At 64.5% G+C, this 15,112-nt stretch carries 9 protein-coding genes and 1 pseudogene; 9 read left to right on the top strand and 1 reads right to left on the bottom strand.

Annotated elements, in window-relative coordinates; translation table 11 throughout:
• Positions 1 to 252: 252 nt before the first annotated feature.
• The 7 genes and pseudogenes from C4901_RS03755 (at position 253) to purL (ending at position 12,793) form a co-directional block, all read left to right on the top strand.
• The gene (locus tag C4901_RS03755) at positions 253 to 3,228 is read left to right on the top strand and encodes a response regulator (protein WP_205736168.1); all 2,976 of its coding nucleotides are present in this window, start codon (positions 253 to 255) and stop codon (positions 3,226 to 3,228) included.
• 9 nt (positions 3,229 to 3,237) lie between these two features.
• On the top strand, positions 3,238 to 5,178 hold the full coding sequence (locus tag C4901_RS03760; protein ID WP_110136200.1) for a PAS domain-containing protein: 1,941 nt from the start codon (positions 3,238 to 3,240) through the stop codon (positions 5,176 to 5,178).
• Positions 5,179 to 5,256: 78 nt separating this feature from the next.
• Positions 5,257 to 6,608, top strand: a pseudogene (locus C4901_RS03765) (ISNCY family transposase).
• A gap of 54 nt (positions 6,609 to 6,662) precedes the next feature.
• Complete coding sequence (locus C4901_RS03770; RefSeq protein WP_110135574.1) at positions 6,663 to 6,857, top strand: Druantia anti-phage system protein DruA; 195 nt, start codon at positions 6,663 to 6,665, stop codon at positions 6,855 to 6,857.
• 100 nt (positions 6,858 to 6,957) lie between these two features.
• Positions 6,958 to 7,383: a response regulator gene (locus C4901_RS03775; RefSeq protein WP_168185532.1), complete on the top strand. Its 426-nt coding sequence runs from the start codon at positions 6,958 to 6,960 to the stop codon at positions 7,381 to 7,383.
• Positions 7,384 to 7,661: 278 nt separating this feature from the next.
• A complete protein-coding gene (gene dapA / locus C4901_RS03780) occupies positions 7,662 to 8,540 on the top strand; it encodes a 4-hydroxy-tetrahydrodipicolinate synthase (RefSeq protein WP_110138509.1) in 879 nt (292 codons plus the stop codon).
• 359 nt (positions 8,541 to 8,899) lie between these two features.
• Positions 8,900 to 12,793 (top strand): phosphoribosylformylglycinamidine synthase, encoded by a 3,894-nt coding sequence (gene purL / locus C4901_RS03785; protein ID WP_110136202.1) that lies wholly within the window; start codon positions 8,900 to 8,902, stop codon positions 12,791 to 12,793.
• Here the strand turns inward: purL and C4901_RS03790 are convergent.
• Positions 12,790 to 13,812 carry a hypothetical protein gene (locus tag C4901_RS03790; RefSeq protein WP_110136203.1) on the bottom strand — a complete coding sequence of 341 codons (1,023 nt, stop codon included), beginning with the start codon at positions 13,810 to 13,812 and terminating at the stop codon, positions 12,790 to 12,792. The genes purL and C4901_RS03790 overlap by 4 nt on opposite strands.
• Before the next feature lie 72 nt (positions 13,813 to 13,884).
• Between C4901_RS03790 and C4901_RS03795 the strand changes: the two genes are divergently transcribed.
• The gene (locus tag C4901_RS03795) at positions 13,885 to 14,580 is read left to right on the top strand and encodes a Crp/Fnr family transcriptional regulator (protein ID WP_110136204.1); all 696 of its coding nucleotides are present in this window, start codon (positions 13,885 to 13,887) and stop codon (positions 14,578 to 14,580) included.
• A gap of 60 nt (positions 14,581 to 14,640) precedes the next feature.
• On the top strand, positions 14,641 to 15,090 hold the full coding sequence (locus C4901_RS03800; RefSeq protein WP_110136205.1) for a glycine cleavage system protein H: 450 nt from the start codon (positions 14,641 to 14,643) through the stop codon (positions 15,088 to 15,090).
• Positions 15,091 to 15,112 lie beyond the last annotated feature (22 nt).

The following is a 15,112-nucleotide window of genomic DNA, read 5'->3' on the forward strand; positions in this document are numbered from 1 at the left end:
CGCGGGGGGCCCACGACGGCATCGCGCTTTGCGGGAGGTGATGCCGTTCAGTACAATACGCGCGGGGCGGAGGCGGCGCCGGACCATCCAAAAACCTCCCTCATACAGGCCGGGCCGCAGTCGAAGCAACGAGCAACGGGTGTCATTCGGACCCGGCGTGTTGCCGCGTCCGGTCGCGGCCGCCGCTGCCCCGCATCCCTGGCATCCGCTCGCTCTTGATGAATCGAACGCTGATCGTTGAGGAGGAGTTTCGTGGCCACAGGGTTGAAGCGCAAGAACGGGCGCGTGCCGCCGCAGGGTTCGGGACGTGCGCAATCGCGGACGCCGGTCGCAAAAGACGAGGATGACGACCTTCAGCGCCTGCTGGTCGGTCTCCAGCGACTGCATGATGGCGATTTCGGCGTGCGATTGCGATTGCGCGAGGGTCGCCGTGCCCAGCAAATCGCCCGGATCTTCAATTCACTGGCCCGCCATAACCAGCGCTTGACCCGGGAATTCGGGCGGGTGGCGAATCTCGTGGGCCGCCAGGGCCGCATCGCCGAGCGCGCCTCGCTCAAGGGTATGCAGGGCGCATGGGCGACCATGATCGAGGCCCAAAACAGCGCCGTCGACGACCTGGTGCACACGATACTCGAGATCTCGCGCGTGATCCGTGCGGTCGCCAATGGCGATCTGTCGCAATCCGTCCCCTTCGATGTCGCCGGCCGACCGGTAAAGGGCGACCTGATACGTGTCGGGCGGGCGGTCAACACCATGGTCGACCAGCTGCGCTCGTTCGCCGCCGAGGTCACGCGCGTGGCCAAAGAGGTGGGCATCGAGGGCAAGCTCGGCGGCCAGGCGCGCGTGAAGGGCGTGTCGGGCACCTGGAAGGACCTCACGGAGAATGTGAATCAGCTGGCCGGCAATCTCACCTCGCAGGTGCGCAACATCGCGCTTGTGACCACCGCGGTCGCCAAGGGCGATCTCTCGCAGAAGATCACGGTCGACGCCCGCGGCGAGATCCTGGAGCTGAAAGACACCATCAACACCATGGTCGATCAGCTGCGCTCGTTCGCCGCCGAGGTCACGCGCGTGGCCAAAGAGGTGGGCATCGAGGGCAAGCTCGGCGGCCAGGCCAAGGTCCCGGGGGTGGCGGGGACCTGGAAGGACCTCACGGAGAATGTGAATCAGCTGGCCGGCAATCTCACCTCGCAGGTGCGCGCGATCGCGGAGGTCTCCACGGCCGTGACCAAGGGCGATCTGACCCGCTCCATCACCGTGGAGGCCGAAGGCGAGGTCCTTGCGCTCAAAGACAACATCAACCAGATGATCAAGAACCTGAAGGAGACCACCGAGAAAAACATGGAACAGGATTGGCTCAAGACCAATCTTGCGCGCTTCTCGGCCATGATGCAGGGCCAGAAGAACCTCTCGGCGGTTTCGCGGCTGATCATGAGTGAGCTCACGCCCCTGGTATCGGCGCAGCATGGCGCCTTCTATACCGTCAATGTCGAGGAAAACCGCCTGGATCTCATTGCATCCTACGCCTACAACAAAAGCGCCACGGTGCCCACGAGCTTTGAATTTGGCGAGGGCATCGTCGGCCAGTGCGCCCTCGAAAAAAAGCCGATCAGTCTTGGCACGGTGCCGGATGACTATATCCGCATCGCCTCGGGCCTGGGCTACGCCGGCCCGGCCAACATTTTAGTGCTCCCGGTGTTGTTCGAGGGCGACGTGCTCGCGGTCATAGAGCTCGCCTCCTTCCAGTCATTCAATTCCATCCACCGCGTGTTTCTAGACCAGCTCATGGTGAGCGTGGGTGTCGTGCTCAACATCATAGGCGCGTCGATGCGTACGGAGGAGCTTCTCCAGGAACTCCAGAACTCCAACGGGGAGCTCGAGACCCAGGCCAAGGAGCTCGAAGAGAAGGCAACGCTGCTCGAGATCAAGAACCAGGAAGTCGAGATGGCAAGCCTGTCCCTTGAGGAGAAGGCCGAGCAGCTTGCCATGATCTCGAAATACAAATCCGAGTTCCTGGCCAACATGTCGCACGAGTTGCGCACGCCCTTGAACAGCCTCCTTATCATGGCCAAGCTCCTTGCCGAGAATCGCGAGTCGAACCTAAACAGCAAGCAGGTTCAGTTCGCGAATACCATTTACGCGTCCGGGCGGGATCTTCTGAACCTCATAAACGAGATTCTTGATCTCTCGAAGGTCGAGGCCGGCAAGATGGGTATAGTTGCGAGCGACACCAAGGTGACGGAGCTCGTGGATTATGTGGTCCGCGATTTCCGCGCGATCTCCCAGCAGAAGGATATCGTCTTTGCCATAAAGACCGCGGATGACCTGCCGGAATCGCTTTTTACCGACGGTCAGCGCTTACAGCAAGTCCTGAAAAATCTCTTGTCGAATGCCTTCAAGTTCACCGAAAAGGGTGCTATCACGCTCGAGGCGTACCGTTACCAGGGCAGTCGGACCGTGTTTCAGGCCGAGGCGCTGCGTGAGTCGGCGGTGGTAGTGGCGTTCACGGTCCGCGACACTGGCATAGGCATCGCCGACAACAAGCAGCGGCTCATTTTCGAGGCCTTTCAGCAGGTCGATGCCACCACCAGTCGCAAGTATGGAGGTACAGGGCTTGGCCTTACCATAAGCCGCGAGATCTCGCGGCTTCTGGGGGGTGAGATCCATCTGCGCAGTATCGAGGGCAAGGGCAGCGAGTTTACGCTCTATATGCCCCAGATCTACGTGGGACAGGAGATCGAAGACGAGGGCGGTCAAGGGCGGGTGGCGCGGCTTGGTGACGCCGTAGACATCGAGCCTGAAGGCGACTTCGAGAACAACGACGCCATCATGTTTTCGGGGCAGAAGGTCCTGGTGGTCGATGACGACGTGCGCAACATATTCGCGATTTCCAGTGTCCTTGAAAATCACAAGCTGAATGTGCTGTTTGCGGAGAGCGGTGGCGCCGCCATCGAGATACTCGAGGAAAATGATGACATTGCCGTCGCGCTCATGGATATCATGATGCCCAACATGGACGGTTACGAGACCACGCAGGCGATACGGCGCATGGAGCGGTACAAGGGCCTGCCCATCATTGCGCTCACCGCCAAGGCCATGAAGGGCGACCGGGAAAAGTCGCTCGAAGCGGGCCTTTCCGACTACATAACAAAACCGGTCGACACGACGGCGCTTCTGCATATGGTCAAGCGCTGGCTGAAGACCCATGCCTCTGAGGCGGTGTCGTAAGGGAGAACCATGGACGGGGACGAGAAGATCAAGATCCTGGTCGTCGATGATTGCCCGGAAAACCTGACGGCGTTGTCGGAGACGCTCGACGACCCGGACTACGAGGTGATCACGGCGTTATCCGGAGAGCAGGCCTTGAAGGAGGTGCTGCGCGCGGAATTCGCGGTGATCCTTCTGGATGTCCAGATGCCGGGCCTGGATGGGTTCGAGACCGCGGGTCTCATACGCAAGCGGCGCAAGTCCCGTTCCATTCCGATCATATTCGTGACCGCGATCAACAAGGAGGATCAGTACGTCTACAAGGGCTATACCCTCGGCGCCGTCGATTACCTTTTCAAGCCCTTTGATATCGACATTCTGCGCTCCAAGGTCGCGGTATTCGCCGACTTGTTCCGCAAAAACCGGCAGATCAAGGCGCAGGCGCGCCTCATCCAGGAGAGCGAACGGCGTGAGCGCGCGCGGCAGGTGGCCGAGGTTCAGAGGCGCGGTGAGCGCCGTTACCAGAATCTGGCGGACCTCGTGCCGCAGCTCGTATGGATCATAACCCGCGATCTGCGCTTTGAGTACGTGAACCAGCGGGCGCTTAGCTACTTTCAGCTCGATGGCGAGCGTATAGCGGGGCTCATTCTCGAGGAAGTCGTGCATCGTGACGATCTCGATGGCAAGAAGGGCGTGTGGCGGGAGGCCCTGCTGGCCGGTGCCGAGCTGTCCGTGGAGGTGCGCCTGCGACGCGGTCGGGACGGGGGCTTTCGCTGGCACCTCGTGCACATTCAGCCGGAACACGATGCCCGGGGGCGGGTGCGCGCCTGGCTTGGCGTGGCGACCGATATCGACGATCAGCGGCGCGTGGCCGAGGCCTTGGCCGCGGAAAAGGAGCGGCTCTCGGTGACCTTGCGCTCCATCGGTGACGGCGTGATCACGACCGACACCGACGGCCGTGTGGTGCTGTTGAATCGCGCCGCCGAAAAGCTCACCGGGTGGACGCAGGAGGAGGCCGCGGGCCGACCGTTGGCGGAGGTCTTCGTGGTGCGTGAGGCGCCGTATGTTCGGGAGGCGGTGAACATGAGCGGCGCGGTGGTCACGGGTGGCGGGCCGGATCACCAGGCGGTCCTGATCGGGCGCGACACGCGTGAATGGGCGGTGGCCACGGGTATCACGCCGATTCGCGACGCCAACGGTCAGGTGCAGGGTACGGCCGTGGTGTTTCGCGATGTGACGGATGCGCAGCGACTCGAGGAGGAGCGCCAGAAGGCCAGCAAGCTCGAGTCCGTGGGCCTGTTGGCGGGGGCCATCGCTCATGATTTCAACAACATCCTCACCGCCATCATGGGCAATATATCGCTCGCCAAGCTTTATACCTCGGCGGGCGAGCAGGTCTTCGACCGCCTGGAGGAGGCGGAGCGCGCGGCGTTATGGGCCAAGGATCTGACGCAGCAGCTGCTGACCTTCTCCAAGGGGGGCGCGCCGGTCAAGAGGCCGATCGAGATCGGCTCCGTGGTACGCGATTCCGCGGAGTTCGCCTCGCGTGGCTCGAATATCCTGTGTGAGGTGTCGGTGAACGCGCAGGTCATAGTCGAGGCCGACGAAGGGCAGATCCGGCAGGTCGTGCACAATCTCGTCTTGAACGCCCAGCAGGCCATGCCCGAGGGCGGGCGGGTATGGGTCTCGATCGACGAGGTACGGCGCACGGCATATGACGGACACGGGCTTGTGCCCGGGCGCTACGCCGAGGTCGTGTGCCGCGATGAGGGCGTGGGGATCAGCAAGGAGAATCAGGCGCGTATTTTCGATCCCTATTTCACCACCAAACTGAAGGGCAGCGGGCTCGGACTTGCGACCAGTTACTCCATCGTCCGCAAGCATAACGGCATCATCACCGTGGAGTCGGAGCCTGGCCAGGCAGCAGTTCTAAATGTAGGAATGATTATCAATACCGGGTCACGGCCATGAACCGGTATGTCTGGGGGCTGGACAAAAGTTACGGTTCACGGTATAAAGCGCTGGGTCATAATATTCAGCGAGCAGAGCTTGGCTTTTCCGTTAGTTGGGAGCCCCCTTGATTTTAAGGGATTAGTGGCCTCCCTCAGGGAGTTGATGCAGCGGTTCCCGGACAAGCGGACGGGAAAGAACTGCGTCTACGCCATGGAAGACGCGGCCTTGGCGGCCTTTGCCGTGTTCACTATGCAAAGCCCTTCGTTTCTAGCCTATCAGAGGACGATGAAACAGACCAAAGGCCAGAGCAACGCGCACACGCTCTTTGGCATGAACCTGATCCCGACTGACAACTGCATCCGCAACCTGCTGGACCCGGTGGCGCCCAGTCATGTCACCCCCTATTCGAACAGACATTCGAGGCACTGAACGCGGGCGGCCATATTGACCCTTTTCGCGTTTCTCTCTCCTCATCCCAGAACGGTGCCGGCCAGCTGCTGATCGCCCTAGACGGGACAAGCTATCACCATTCTCATACCGTCCATTGCCGGCAGTGCACGAAGATCGAACACAGGAAGGGCGAGGTCAGCTATCAGCACACGGTGGTTACACCGGTCGTGGTGTCTCCCGAACGCAACCAGGTCATCGCGCTGGCGCCGGAATTCGTGACCCCCCAGGACGGTCACGACAAGCAGGATTGTGAAACGGCGGCAGCCAAGCGGTGGCTTACCGCCCATGGTGCCCGCATCAAAGCGCTCAACGCGACGATTCTGGGCGACGACTTGTATAGCCGCCAGCCGATGTGCGAAACCGTCTTGGGCCTGGGACTCCATTTCCTTTTCGTGTGCAAGCCGAGCTCCCACGTCACGCTCACCGAATCGATCAAAGATCTCACCGCCCAGGGGGCTATACAGACTCACCAGGTCCTGCGCCGCAAGGGCAAGAAAGCCTGGACTGACACCTATCGTTTCGTCAACCACGTTCCCTTGCGCGAGGGCGACGATGCCCTAGCGGTCAATTGGCTGGAGTTGACCACCCAAGACGCCGCGGGCAAGCAGACATACCAGAACGCCTGGATCACCCAGCATGCACTCGATAAAGCTCATGTCGCGAAAGTCGCTGAAGCGGGCCGCGCGCGCTGGAGGATCGAGAATGGCAACAACAATGTTCTGAAGACCAAGGGGTACCATCTTGAACACAATTTTGGGCACGGCAAGAAGTATCTCTCCTCGCTGCTGTGCACCTTCAACCTGCTGGCCTTCCTGCTGCACACTTTCCAGGAAATAACCAACCAAAAATACCGCGTGTTGCGCGCGACCCTCCCCACCCGCAAAAGCTTTTTCGACAGCATTCGGGCGCTCACAACTTTTATGTGTTTCGACAGTTTCGAGGCCTTGCTCGACTTCATGCTGCGGGGTCTCGACATCGACGCGCCCGACAGCAGTTGAGGGTCGCCATGGAAACCATTCGATTGGCAAACCGCCTACGGCGTCCGCCCCCTTTTGGCTGAGACCTTTGTTGATCCCACACGCTTTACGGGCCACTGCTACCGCGCGGCCCACTGGATCGACGTCGGTCTCACCACGGGCCGCGGCCGTGAGGATCGCCATCACGAACGCCATGGGGCAAGCCCCAAGCGCGTCCTGGTCTACCCGCTGGTGCCCGATGCCCGACAAAGGCTCCTGCAAGCCCCGTAAATTCTTAAGCGGACGCCCCCATTCGAGGCGGAGCCAGTTCACATTGAGAATTGCTGCTGGCCAGGGGGCGGCGTTCCGCATCCTGCTACCGGCGTCTGACATGAGACTGCCATCCCTGGTCGATACCGTGGGGCGCGTGCGCCGCGGGCATGGACGCATCCTGATCATGGATGACGAAAGCTTCATCCGCGATGTCCTGGGCCGGCTGTTCACGCATTTCGGCTATGAGGTCGGCTATGCGAAGGATGGGGCCGAGGCCTTGGCCGCCTATAAAGGCGCAGTCGAGGAGGACCGCCCCTATCATGTCGTCATCATGGACCTTGTGATCCCTGGCGGCATGGGCGGGCGGGAGGCCGTGCGCAAGCTCCTGGAGTTCGATCCCAAGGCCAAGGTCATCGTGTCGAGCGGGTACTCGAACGATCCGATCATGGCCAATTACCGGCACTATGGGTTCTGCGAGGCGGTCTCGAAGCCCTATCGCAATGAGGAGCTGCGCACGGTGGTGCAGAAGGTCCTGGCGCCCTAGCTTGGCCCCTTCGAGGCGCCCACGCGAGGCGCGGCCGGGAGGCGGGCGCGCGGCCACCATTCTCAATGGCACACCGATCTTGGGTATCCGATAGCGTGCCCGTCTGCGCGCAGGCGCTCAACAGGCGGCACCGATGCGCGTATATGCGGGAATTCCGACACCGCCACCGGGTGTTCCGGGCTTTATGGCTTCCCATCGAGAATGACGGACGCGCGGACCTTCCCTTGCTTGCCAACGGTCGGGCAAGTAGTATCGCGCTTTTAATTCGGGTCGGATTTATGTTGCGCGGTAGTCTTGTCGCCATCGTGACGCCCATGCGTGATGATGGCGCGGTCGATTTTGCGGCCCTTGACCGGCTGCTCGATTTCCATCTCGAGGCCGGGACGCACGGCATCGTGGCGGTCGGCACCACCGGCGAGGCCTCGACCCTGGATGTCGACGAGCACGTGGCGGTCATCACCCATGTGGTACGGACGCTATCCGGCCGCATCCCGGTGATCGCCGGGACCGGCGCCAACGCGACCTCCGAGGCTATAGCGCTAAGCCGTGCCGCCGGCAAGGCCGGCGCCGACGCCTGCCTGGTCGTGACCCCCTACTACAACAAGCCGACCCAGGAAGGGCTTTTTCAGCATTTTGACGCGATCGCGCGGGCCGTCGATCTCCCGGTGATCCTGTATAACGTGCCAAGTCGCACGGCCTGCGATCTGTTGCCCGAGACCGTGACGCGACTGGCCGAGGTGCCGGGCATCGTCGGGATCAAGGAGGCCACCGGTAATGTGGATCGCGCGCGCGCCATCCGCGCCGGCTGTCGCGCGGATTTCGCCCTTTATGGCGGCGATGATGCCACCGGCGTCGCGCTCGCGCGCCTGGGGGCCCAGGGGGTGATCTCGGTGACCGCCAATGTCGCACCGCGCGCCATGAGAGAGGTCTGGGAGGCGGTCTTCGCCGGCGACTACGAGGGGGCGCAACGCCGGGATGAGGCCCTTGCGGGACTCCATCGGGCCTTGTTCGTGGAGTCGAACCCGATTCCGGTGAAGTGGGCGCTGCACGCGATGGGCCTTATCGGTCCGTGCCTGCGGCTCCCATTGACGCCATTGTCCGAACCCGGGCGGGTGGCAGTTCGAGACGCTTTACAGCAGGCGGGGATCAAGCTATGAGGTATGGATGGTTGGGGGTGGTCGTATTGGTGGGCGCGGGTCTCTCGGGGTGCGCGTCCACGGGGGGCGGATGCCATGTGCCCGCTTATGTGGTGCCTCCACCGGTGCCCCCCCTGAAAATCCCGGCCGGGATGTCCGCGCCCCCGAATCATAGTCGCTACGCGACCCACGATAGCGCGCTTTCGGCGACCACCGTCCGGCGCGCGCCCGGTGATGGCCACGAGGCGCACCCGCCCGGGGGCCCGCTCACACCAGCCCCCGCGCAACCGCCCAGCGACTGATCCGGGCGGTGGGGCGGGTCGGGACAGGAACCCGCAAAACGGAATCCGGGATAATTCAGGGGCGCGGAACGGGCGTGCATGGCAGATCTCACCATAAGGCTTGACGGTCCCGGGGCCGTGGCGGCGTTCCGTGCCGAGCGGCTGCTTCGGCGCCTGGCGCAGGTCGCGCCGGTGACCGGGCTGTCGGCCCGCTATCGGCACTTTGTGGGTCTGGGCCGCGCGCTTTCGGACGACGAGGAACTCGTGCTCGCAGCGCTCCTTGACTACGGTGCGCCGCCGCCGCCGATATCCCCGGATGCGCGCACCTTTGTGGTGGTCCCGCGGCTCGGGACGATCTCGGAGTGGTCGAGCAAGGCCACGGACATCGCGCGACGTTGCGGGCTCTCGGCGGTGACGCGCCTGGAGCGCGGGGTCGTCTGGCGGGTCACATCCGAACGGGTGTTGACGGCCGACGAGTGCGACCGGATCGCATCACTCATTCACGACCGCATGACCGAATCGGTGCTCGCCAACCCCGGCGATGACGCCCCGTTGTGGTCGAGCCGCACACCCGCGTGCGGATCCGCGATCGATGTCCTGGGCGAAGGGGACGACGCCCTGATACGGGCCGATCGGACCCTGGGTCTTGCGCTCTCCGAGGAGGAGCGGCGCTATCTCCTGGCCGCCTTCACGGGGCTTGGCCGTAATCCCACCGATACCGAACTCATGATGTTTGCCCAGGCAAACTCCGAGCACTGCCGACACAAGATCTTCAACGCCGATTTCGTGATCGACGGCAGGCCCTGCGAACATACGCTGTTTGCGATGATCCGCGAGACCGCCAAGGCGAGCCCCGGCGGGCTCCTCAGTGCCTACGCCGACAACGCCGCCATCGTCGAGGGCGCGATCCTGGGTTCGCGCCTGTTCGTCGACGAGCGGACACGGCGTTATACCGCGGGGCAGGAACCGGTCCCCATTCTGCTCAAGGTCGAGACCCACAATCACCCGACGGCGATCTCGCCTCATCCGGGGGCCGCGACCGGGGCCGGTGGCGAGATTCGCGACGAGGGCGCGACCGGCCTTGGCGGCCATCCCAAGGCCGGCCTCGTGGGTTATTCGGTGGCCGACCTGCGCCTGCCCGATGCCCCCCGGCCCTGGGAGGTGGAGCGCGGCGCGCCCCATCATCTGGCGAGCGCCCTCGATATCATGCTCGAGGCGCCGGTGGGCGCGGCGGCCTTCAATAACGAATTCGGCCGCCCGGCCATCCTCGGTTATTTCCGGTCCTTCGAGCTTGAGACCGGGGGGACGGTCTATGGCTACCGCAAGCCCATCATGCTGGCCGGCGGCGTGGGATCGGTGCGCCCGATGCACGTGAGCAAACGCGATCTGCCGTCCGGTACCCCACTTTTGGTGCTGGGCGGACCCGCACTCTTGATCGGTCTCGGCGGTGGCGCGGCCTCGAGTGCGGCCTCCGGCGGCGCGCAGCAGGAGCGGGATTTCGCGTCCGTGCAGCGCGGCAACGCGGAGATGCAACGACGCGCCCAGGAGGTCATCGAGGCCTGCATAGCGCGGGGCGCGGACACCCCCATCCTCTCGATCCACGACGTGGGTGCCGGGGGGCTGTCCAACGCGCTGCCGGAACTCGTGCATGGCGCCGGCCGCGGTGCCGACATCGATCTGCGCGCGATCCCCAACGGCCAGCCCCAGATGTCGCCCATGCAGATCTGGTGCAACGAGGCGCAGGAGCGCTATGTGCTCGCGGTTCGCGAGGAGGCGTTGGCGGACTTCATGGCGTTATGCGAGCGCGAGCGATGCCCGGTTGCGGTCGTCGGGCGGGTGACCGGGGAGCCGAGGCTCAGGGTGCGGGACGCGTACTTTGCCGACCGCGGGGCCCCCGATCCGGTCGATCTGCCGCTGGCGCTGTTTCTGCGCGATCCGCCGCGCATGCATCGCGAGGCGCGATCGGTCCGCCGCCCGGCGCGGCTGCTTGCCACACGCTCCCTCGACATCCATGACGCCATCGCGCGCGTGCTGACGCTGCCGGGGGTGGCGAGCAAGGAGTTTCTGGTCACGATCGGTGATCGCAGCATCTCCGGGCTTGTGTGTCGCGATCAGACGGTGGGCCCCTGGCAGGTGCCGGTGGCGGATGTCGGGGTGACGGCGACCGGTTATCACGATATCACCGGCGAGGCCCTGGCCGTGGGCGAGCGCGCGCCGATCGCGGTCATTGACGCCGCGGCCTCGGCGCGCATGGCGATAGCTGAGGCGCTCACGAACCTTGCGGCGGCGCGTATCCGCCGCCTGCCCGATGTCAAGCTGTCTGCCAACTGGATGGCCAATGCCGGAGGCGAGGGCGAGGACGCCGCGCTCTACCGCGCCGTCGAGGCGGTGGGCCTGCAGTTGTGTCCGGCGCTTGGTATCGCGATACCGGTCGGTAAGGACTCGCTTTCGATGCGCGCGCAATGGACGGTGGCGGGCCGGTCGTGCGAGGTCCAGGCCCCGGTGTCTTTGGTGGTGACGGCGTTGGCCCCGGTCATGGATGTACGCAAGACCCTGACCCCGGTGTGTGTGAGCGCCATCGAGACGGATCTCTTGCTGGTGGACTTTGGTCATGGCAAGGATCGGTTGGGCGGCTCGGCCTTGGCGCAGGTCTATGGGGTCGAGGGCGGGCGCCCTCCCGATGTGGATGATCCAAGACTCTTGAAGCTCTTTTTCGGGGTTGTGCAGGCCTTGAACGAGCTCGGTCTCCTGTTGAGTTATCATGATCGTTCCGATGGCGGCCTGTTCGTCACCCTGTGCGAGATGGCGTTCGCCGGAAAGTGCGGACTGGACGTCGATATCACGGGCCTTGGCCTGGACCCGATCGCGGCCTTGTTCAATGAGGAATTAGGGGCGGTCTTGCAGGTGCCGAGCGCTTCGCGTGACGGGATTCTCGGGGCCCTGAAGAAGAAAGGCCTGCTGCGCTATACGAAGCGCATAGGGACCGTGCGTCCGGGACGCGAGATCGTCCTGCGTTATTGCGGGCGCGTGCTCCTTGAGGGCGACCGCATGGCCTATGAGCGCCTGTGGGCGGAGACATCGTTCCGCATGCAGGCCTTGCGCGACGAGCCGCAGAGCGCCGCCGAATCCTACGCCCTGCTCGCCGATCCGGCCGATCCCGGCCTCACCGCGCATGTGCCCTTCGATGTCGCAAGCCCGCTTGCGCCGCATCTGCTCTTGACCAGGCCGCGCGTCGCCATCCTGCGCGAGCAGGGGGTGAACGGGCATCGCGAGATGGCGGCGGGCTTCATGGCCGCGGGTTTCGAGGCCGTGGACGTCACCATGAGCGATCTCTTGGCGGGACGCGAGGAGCTGGCCGGTTTTGCGGGTTTTGCCGCGTGCGGCGGGTTCTCGTTCGGCGACGTCCTCGGGGCGGGCGGCGGTTGGGCCAAGTCGATCCTATTCCACGAGCCGCTGCGTGCGCAGTTCGCGGCGTTCTTTGCGCGCCCCGAGACCTTCGCCCTGGGGGTCTGCAACGGCTGCCAGATGATGGCCCATCTGCGGCCGTTGATCCCGGGGGCCGATTCCTGGCCGCGATTCGAGCGCAACCGCTCGGAGCAGTTCGAGGCGCGCACGGTCTTGGTGGAGATCCCGGACAATCCCTCGATACTCCTGGCGGGCATGGCGGGCGCGCGCCTGCCGGTCCCCGTCGCCCATGGCGAGGGACGGGTGGCGGTGACCCAGGAGGCGCGTGCCCGGCTGGAGCATGACCGGCTGGTGACGGCACGGTACGTGGATCACTACGGGCGCCCGACGGAGGTCTATCCCCGCAACCCCAACGGCTCGACCGGCGGCATCACCGGCCTCACCACCCCGGATGGCCGTTTTACCGTACTCATGCCGCATCCGGAGCGTGTCATCCGCACGGTGACCAACTCCTGGCACCCGCCGGATTGGGGCGAGTATGGTCCGTGGTTCGAGATCTTCCGCAATGCCCGGCGGTTTGTGGGCTAGCGGCCGGGCGAGAGCAGGGCGGCAATGAAGTCTTCGCGGTCGATGCCGAGCGCGGAGATGTCGGGCAGCGCCAGGGCCAGGGTCTTCTGGTCAAAGGATCGGCCGATGAGTGCCGACAGATCGAGGTCCGCGGCCCCGGCGGGCGCGGCATAGAGCCTGGCCGCCGCTATCCGTTGGTCACGGATGGCAAGCGACACGGTGACCGGCCCGCCCGGCGCGGCGATGGCGCGCTGACAGAGGTACAGGCCCTCGCGGACCTTGAAAAGCGACCGCGGCCGCGTCTCGTCGCCGTCGACGACGCCAGCGGAGCCGAGTTCCCGGGCCACCTCGCGGGCCTTGGCCAGGAGGCACGGCGAGACCGGTCGGGGGTTAAGGCCGCCCACGAGCGGCGCGAAGGCCAAGGCGAGCGCGGCCTTTACCGCCTGGGCCGGCGGTCGCGATCCGGTCTCGGCGTGGAGCGAGGTAAGCCCCTCCTCGAGGGCCGCCTTCAGGGCCGGGCGCAGACCTTCGTCCGGGAGTCGCACGATGTGCTGCATGAGATCGGTATCGAAATCGATGAGGATGCTGCCCACGAAGCAGAAATGGCCGTCTATGTCCCCCGCCCCCTGGCCGCCGATCTTGCGTCCCGCCTCAGTGACAATATCATTGATGGGACGCAGCCTCGTGGCCACGCCGAAACGGCGATAGACCGCAATCGGGGCCTGTGAGAGGTGGCGGTAGGCCTCATCGACGCGGCTCGGCACAAGCGCGTGGGGCCGTTTCAGGACCAGGGTGTAGAAGACCTGGCCCGGGCCCAGGAGCACCATGCCCCCGCCCGTCTCGCGGCGCATGACCGGGATGCCGTGATCCCGACAATAGTCGCGGTCGACGGTGGTGGCGGCGTCGTCGAACGCCCCCAGGCTCACGAACGGACGGGCGGGCTCGATCAGGACCAATCCTTCCGCGCCCAGGCGCGCCAGGGCATGGAAATAGGCGATGGGCAACAGGCCGCTGTTGTCGGGGGGTTCAAAGAGCTGCACGGGGTTTCCTGGGGCGCCTTACGCGAAACGCGTCTATCCTAAGCGCGTCTATTCTAACAGGAGAGGGCGAGGATGGATCAGGATCTGAAGGCGGTTCACAAGGCGCCGCTCTTTTCCGGGCTGTTCCCGGAGGAGCTCGAGCGCCTGTTGGCCCATGCCCGGCGCCGGACGCTCAAGGCCCATGAGACGCTGTTTGCCGAGGGCGACAAGGCTCGCGCCTTCTATTTCATCGTGGAAGGCTCCGTGCGGCTCTATCGCCTGTCGCCGCAGGGCGATGAGAAGGTGATCGAGATCCTCATGGCCGGCCAGACCTTCGGTGAGGCCGTGGTGTTTCTGGGCGGCCATTACCCGGTCTATGCCGCCACCCTCTCGGACGCCGCGCTCGTGGAGATACCGACCGACGACTTTGTGCGCGTCTTGAAGGCCAACGGCGAGATCGCGTTGCGCATGCTGGCCGGCATCAGCATGCGTCTGCACCAGCTCATCAATGACGTCCAGGCCCTGACGTTAGAGACCGCCGGCCAGCGCGTGGCGGGCTACCTGCTCGACCAATGCCCGGCCGATGCCCATGCCGCTGACGTCCATATCCAGGTCCACAAGAACGTCGTGGCCTCGCGGCTCGGCGTCAAGCCCGAGACCTTCTCGCGCGTGCTCGCGACCTTGCGGGATCTCGGGCTCATCTCGGTTGCGGGCAACGACATCCATATCGCCGATCGCGCGCGGCTTGTCCGCTGGCGGGACCAGGCCGGGCCCGGCAGCGGCTCTTGATGGCCGTCAAGGCCCGCGGTGCGCTTCGATATTTAGACTGGGACCAAGGAGTGTAAGGGCATGACGGAATACCGCGGATGTGAGTTGCCGGACGATCTGTTCTACGATCTCGACTATGTGTGGGCGCGCCCCGATGACAACGGCCTCATCGTCCTTGGCATCACCGATGCCGCGCAGACCATGGCCGGGCGCGTTCAGAAGATCCGCATCAAGAAGGTCGGCACCCATCTGAACAAGGGGCGCCATGTGGCCACTCTCGAAAGCGGCAAATGGGCGGGCGGCGTGCCGTGCCCCTTCGAGGGCACCGTCGAGGCGGTCAATGCCGCGGTGCTGGAGACCCCGCACCTCGTCAACATCGGGCCCTACACCGATGCCTGGCTTGCCAAGGTGCGGCCGGTGGTGCCGGCGGATGCCTTTACGGATCTCGTGACCGGGCCCAAGGCGATGGAGGCCTTGCGCATGTGGCTGGATCGTTACGATGTCCAGTGCATGCGCTGCGCCGAGCCTTGAGGGCGCGCGGCCGTCGTTCTTG

Origin of the sequence: Acidiferrobacter sp. SPIII_3, assembly GCF_003184265.1 — a bacterium.
Lineage (GTDB): Bacteria > Pseudomonadota > Gammaproteobacteria > Acidiferrobacterales > Acidiferrobacteraceae > Acidiferrobacter.

Coding starts and splice junctions, on each gene's coding strand:
- C4901_RS03800 (WP_110136205.1), top strand. CDS start 14,641: ATGACGGAATACCGCGGATGTGAGTTGCCGGACGATCTGTTCTACGAT.
- C4901_RS03775 (WP_168185532.1), top strand. CDS start 6,958: ATGAGACTGCCATCCCTGGTCGATACCGTGGGGCGCGTGCGCCGCGGG.
- C4901_RS03795 (WP_110136204.1), top strand. CDS start 13,885: ATGGATCAGGATCTGAAGGCGGTTCACAAGGCGCCGCTCTTTTCCGGG.
- C4901_RS03760 (WP_110136200.1), top strand. CDS start 3,238: ATGGACGGGGACGAGAAGATCAAGATCCTGGTCGTCGATGATTGCCCG.
- dapA (WP_110138509.1), top strand. CDS start 7,662: ATGTTGCGCGGTAGTCTTGTCGCCATCGTGACGCCCATGCGTGATGAT.
- purL (WP_110136202.1), top strand. CDS start 8,900: ATGGCAGATCTCACCATAAGGCTTGACGGTCCCGGGGCCGTGGCGGCG.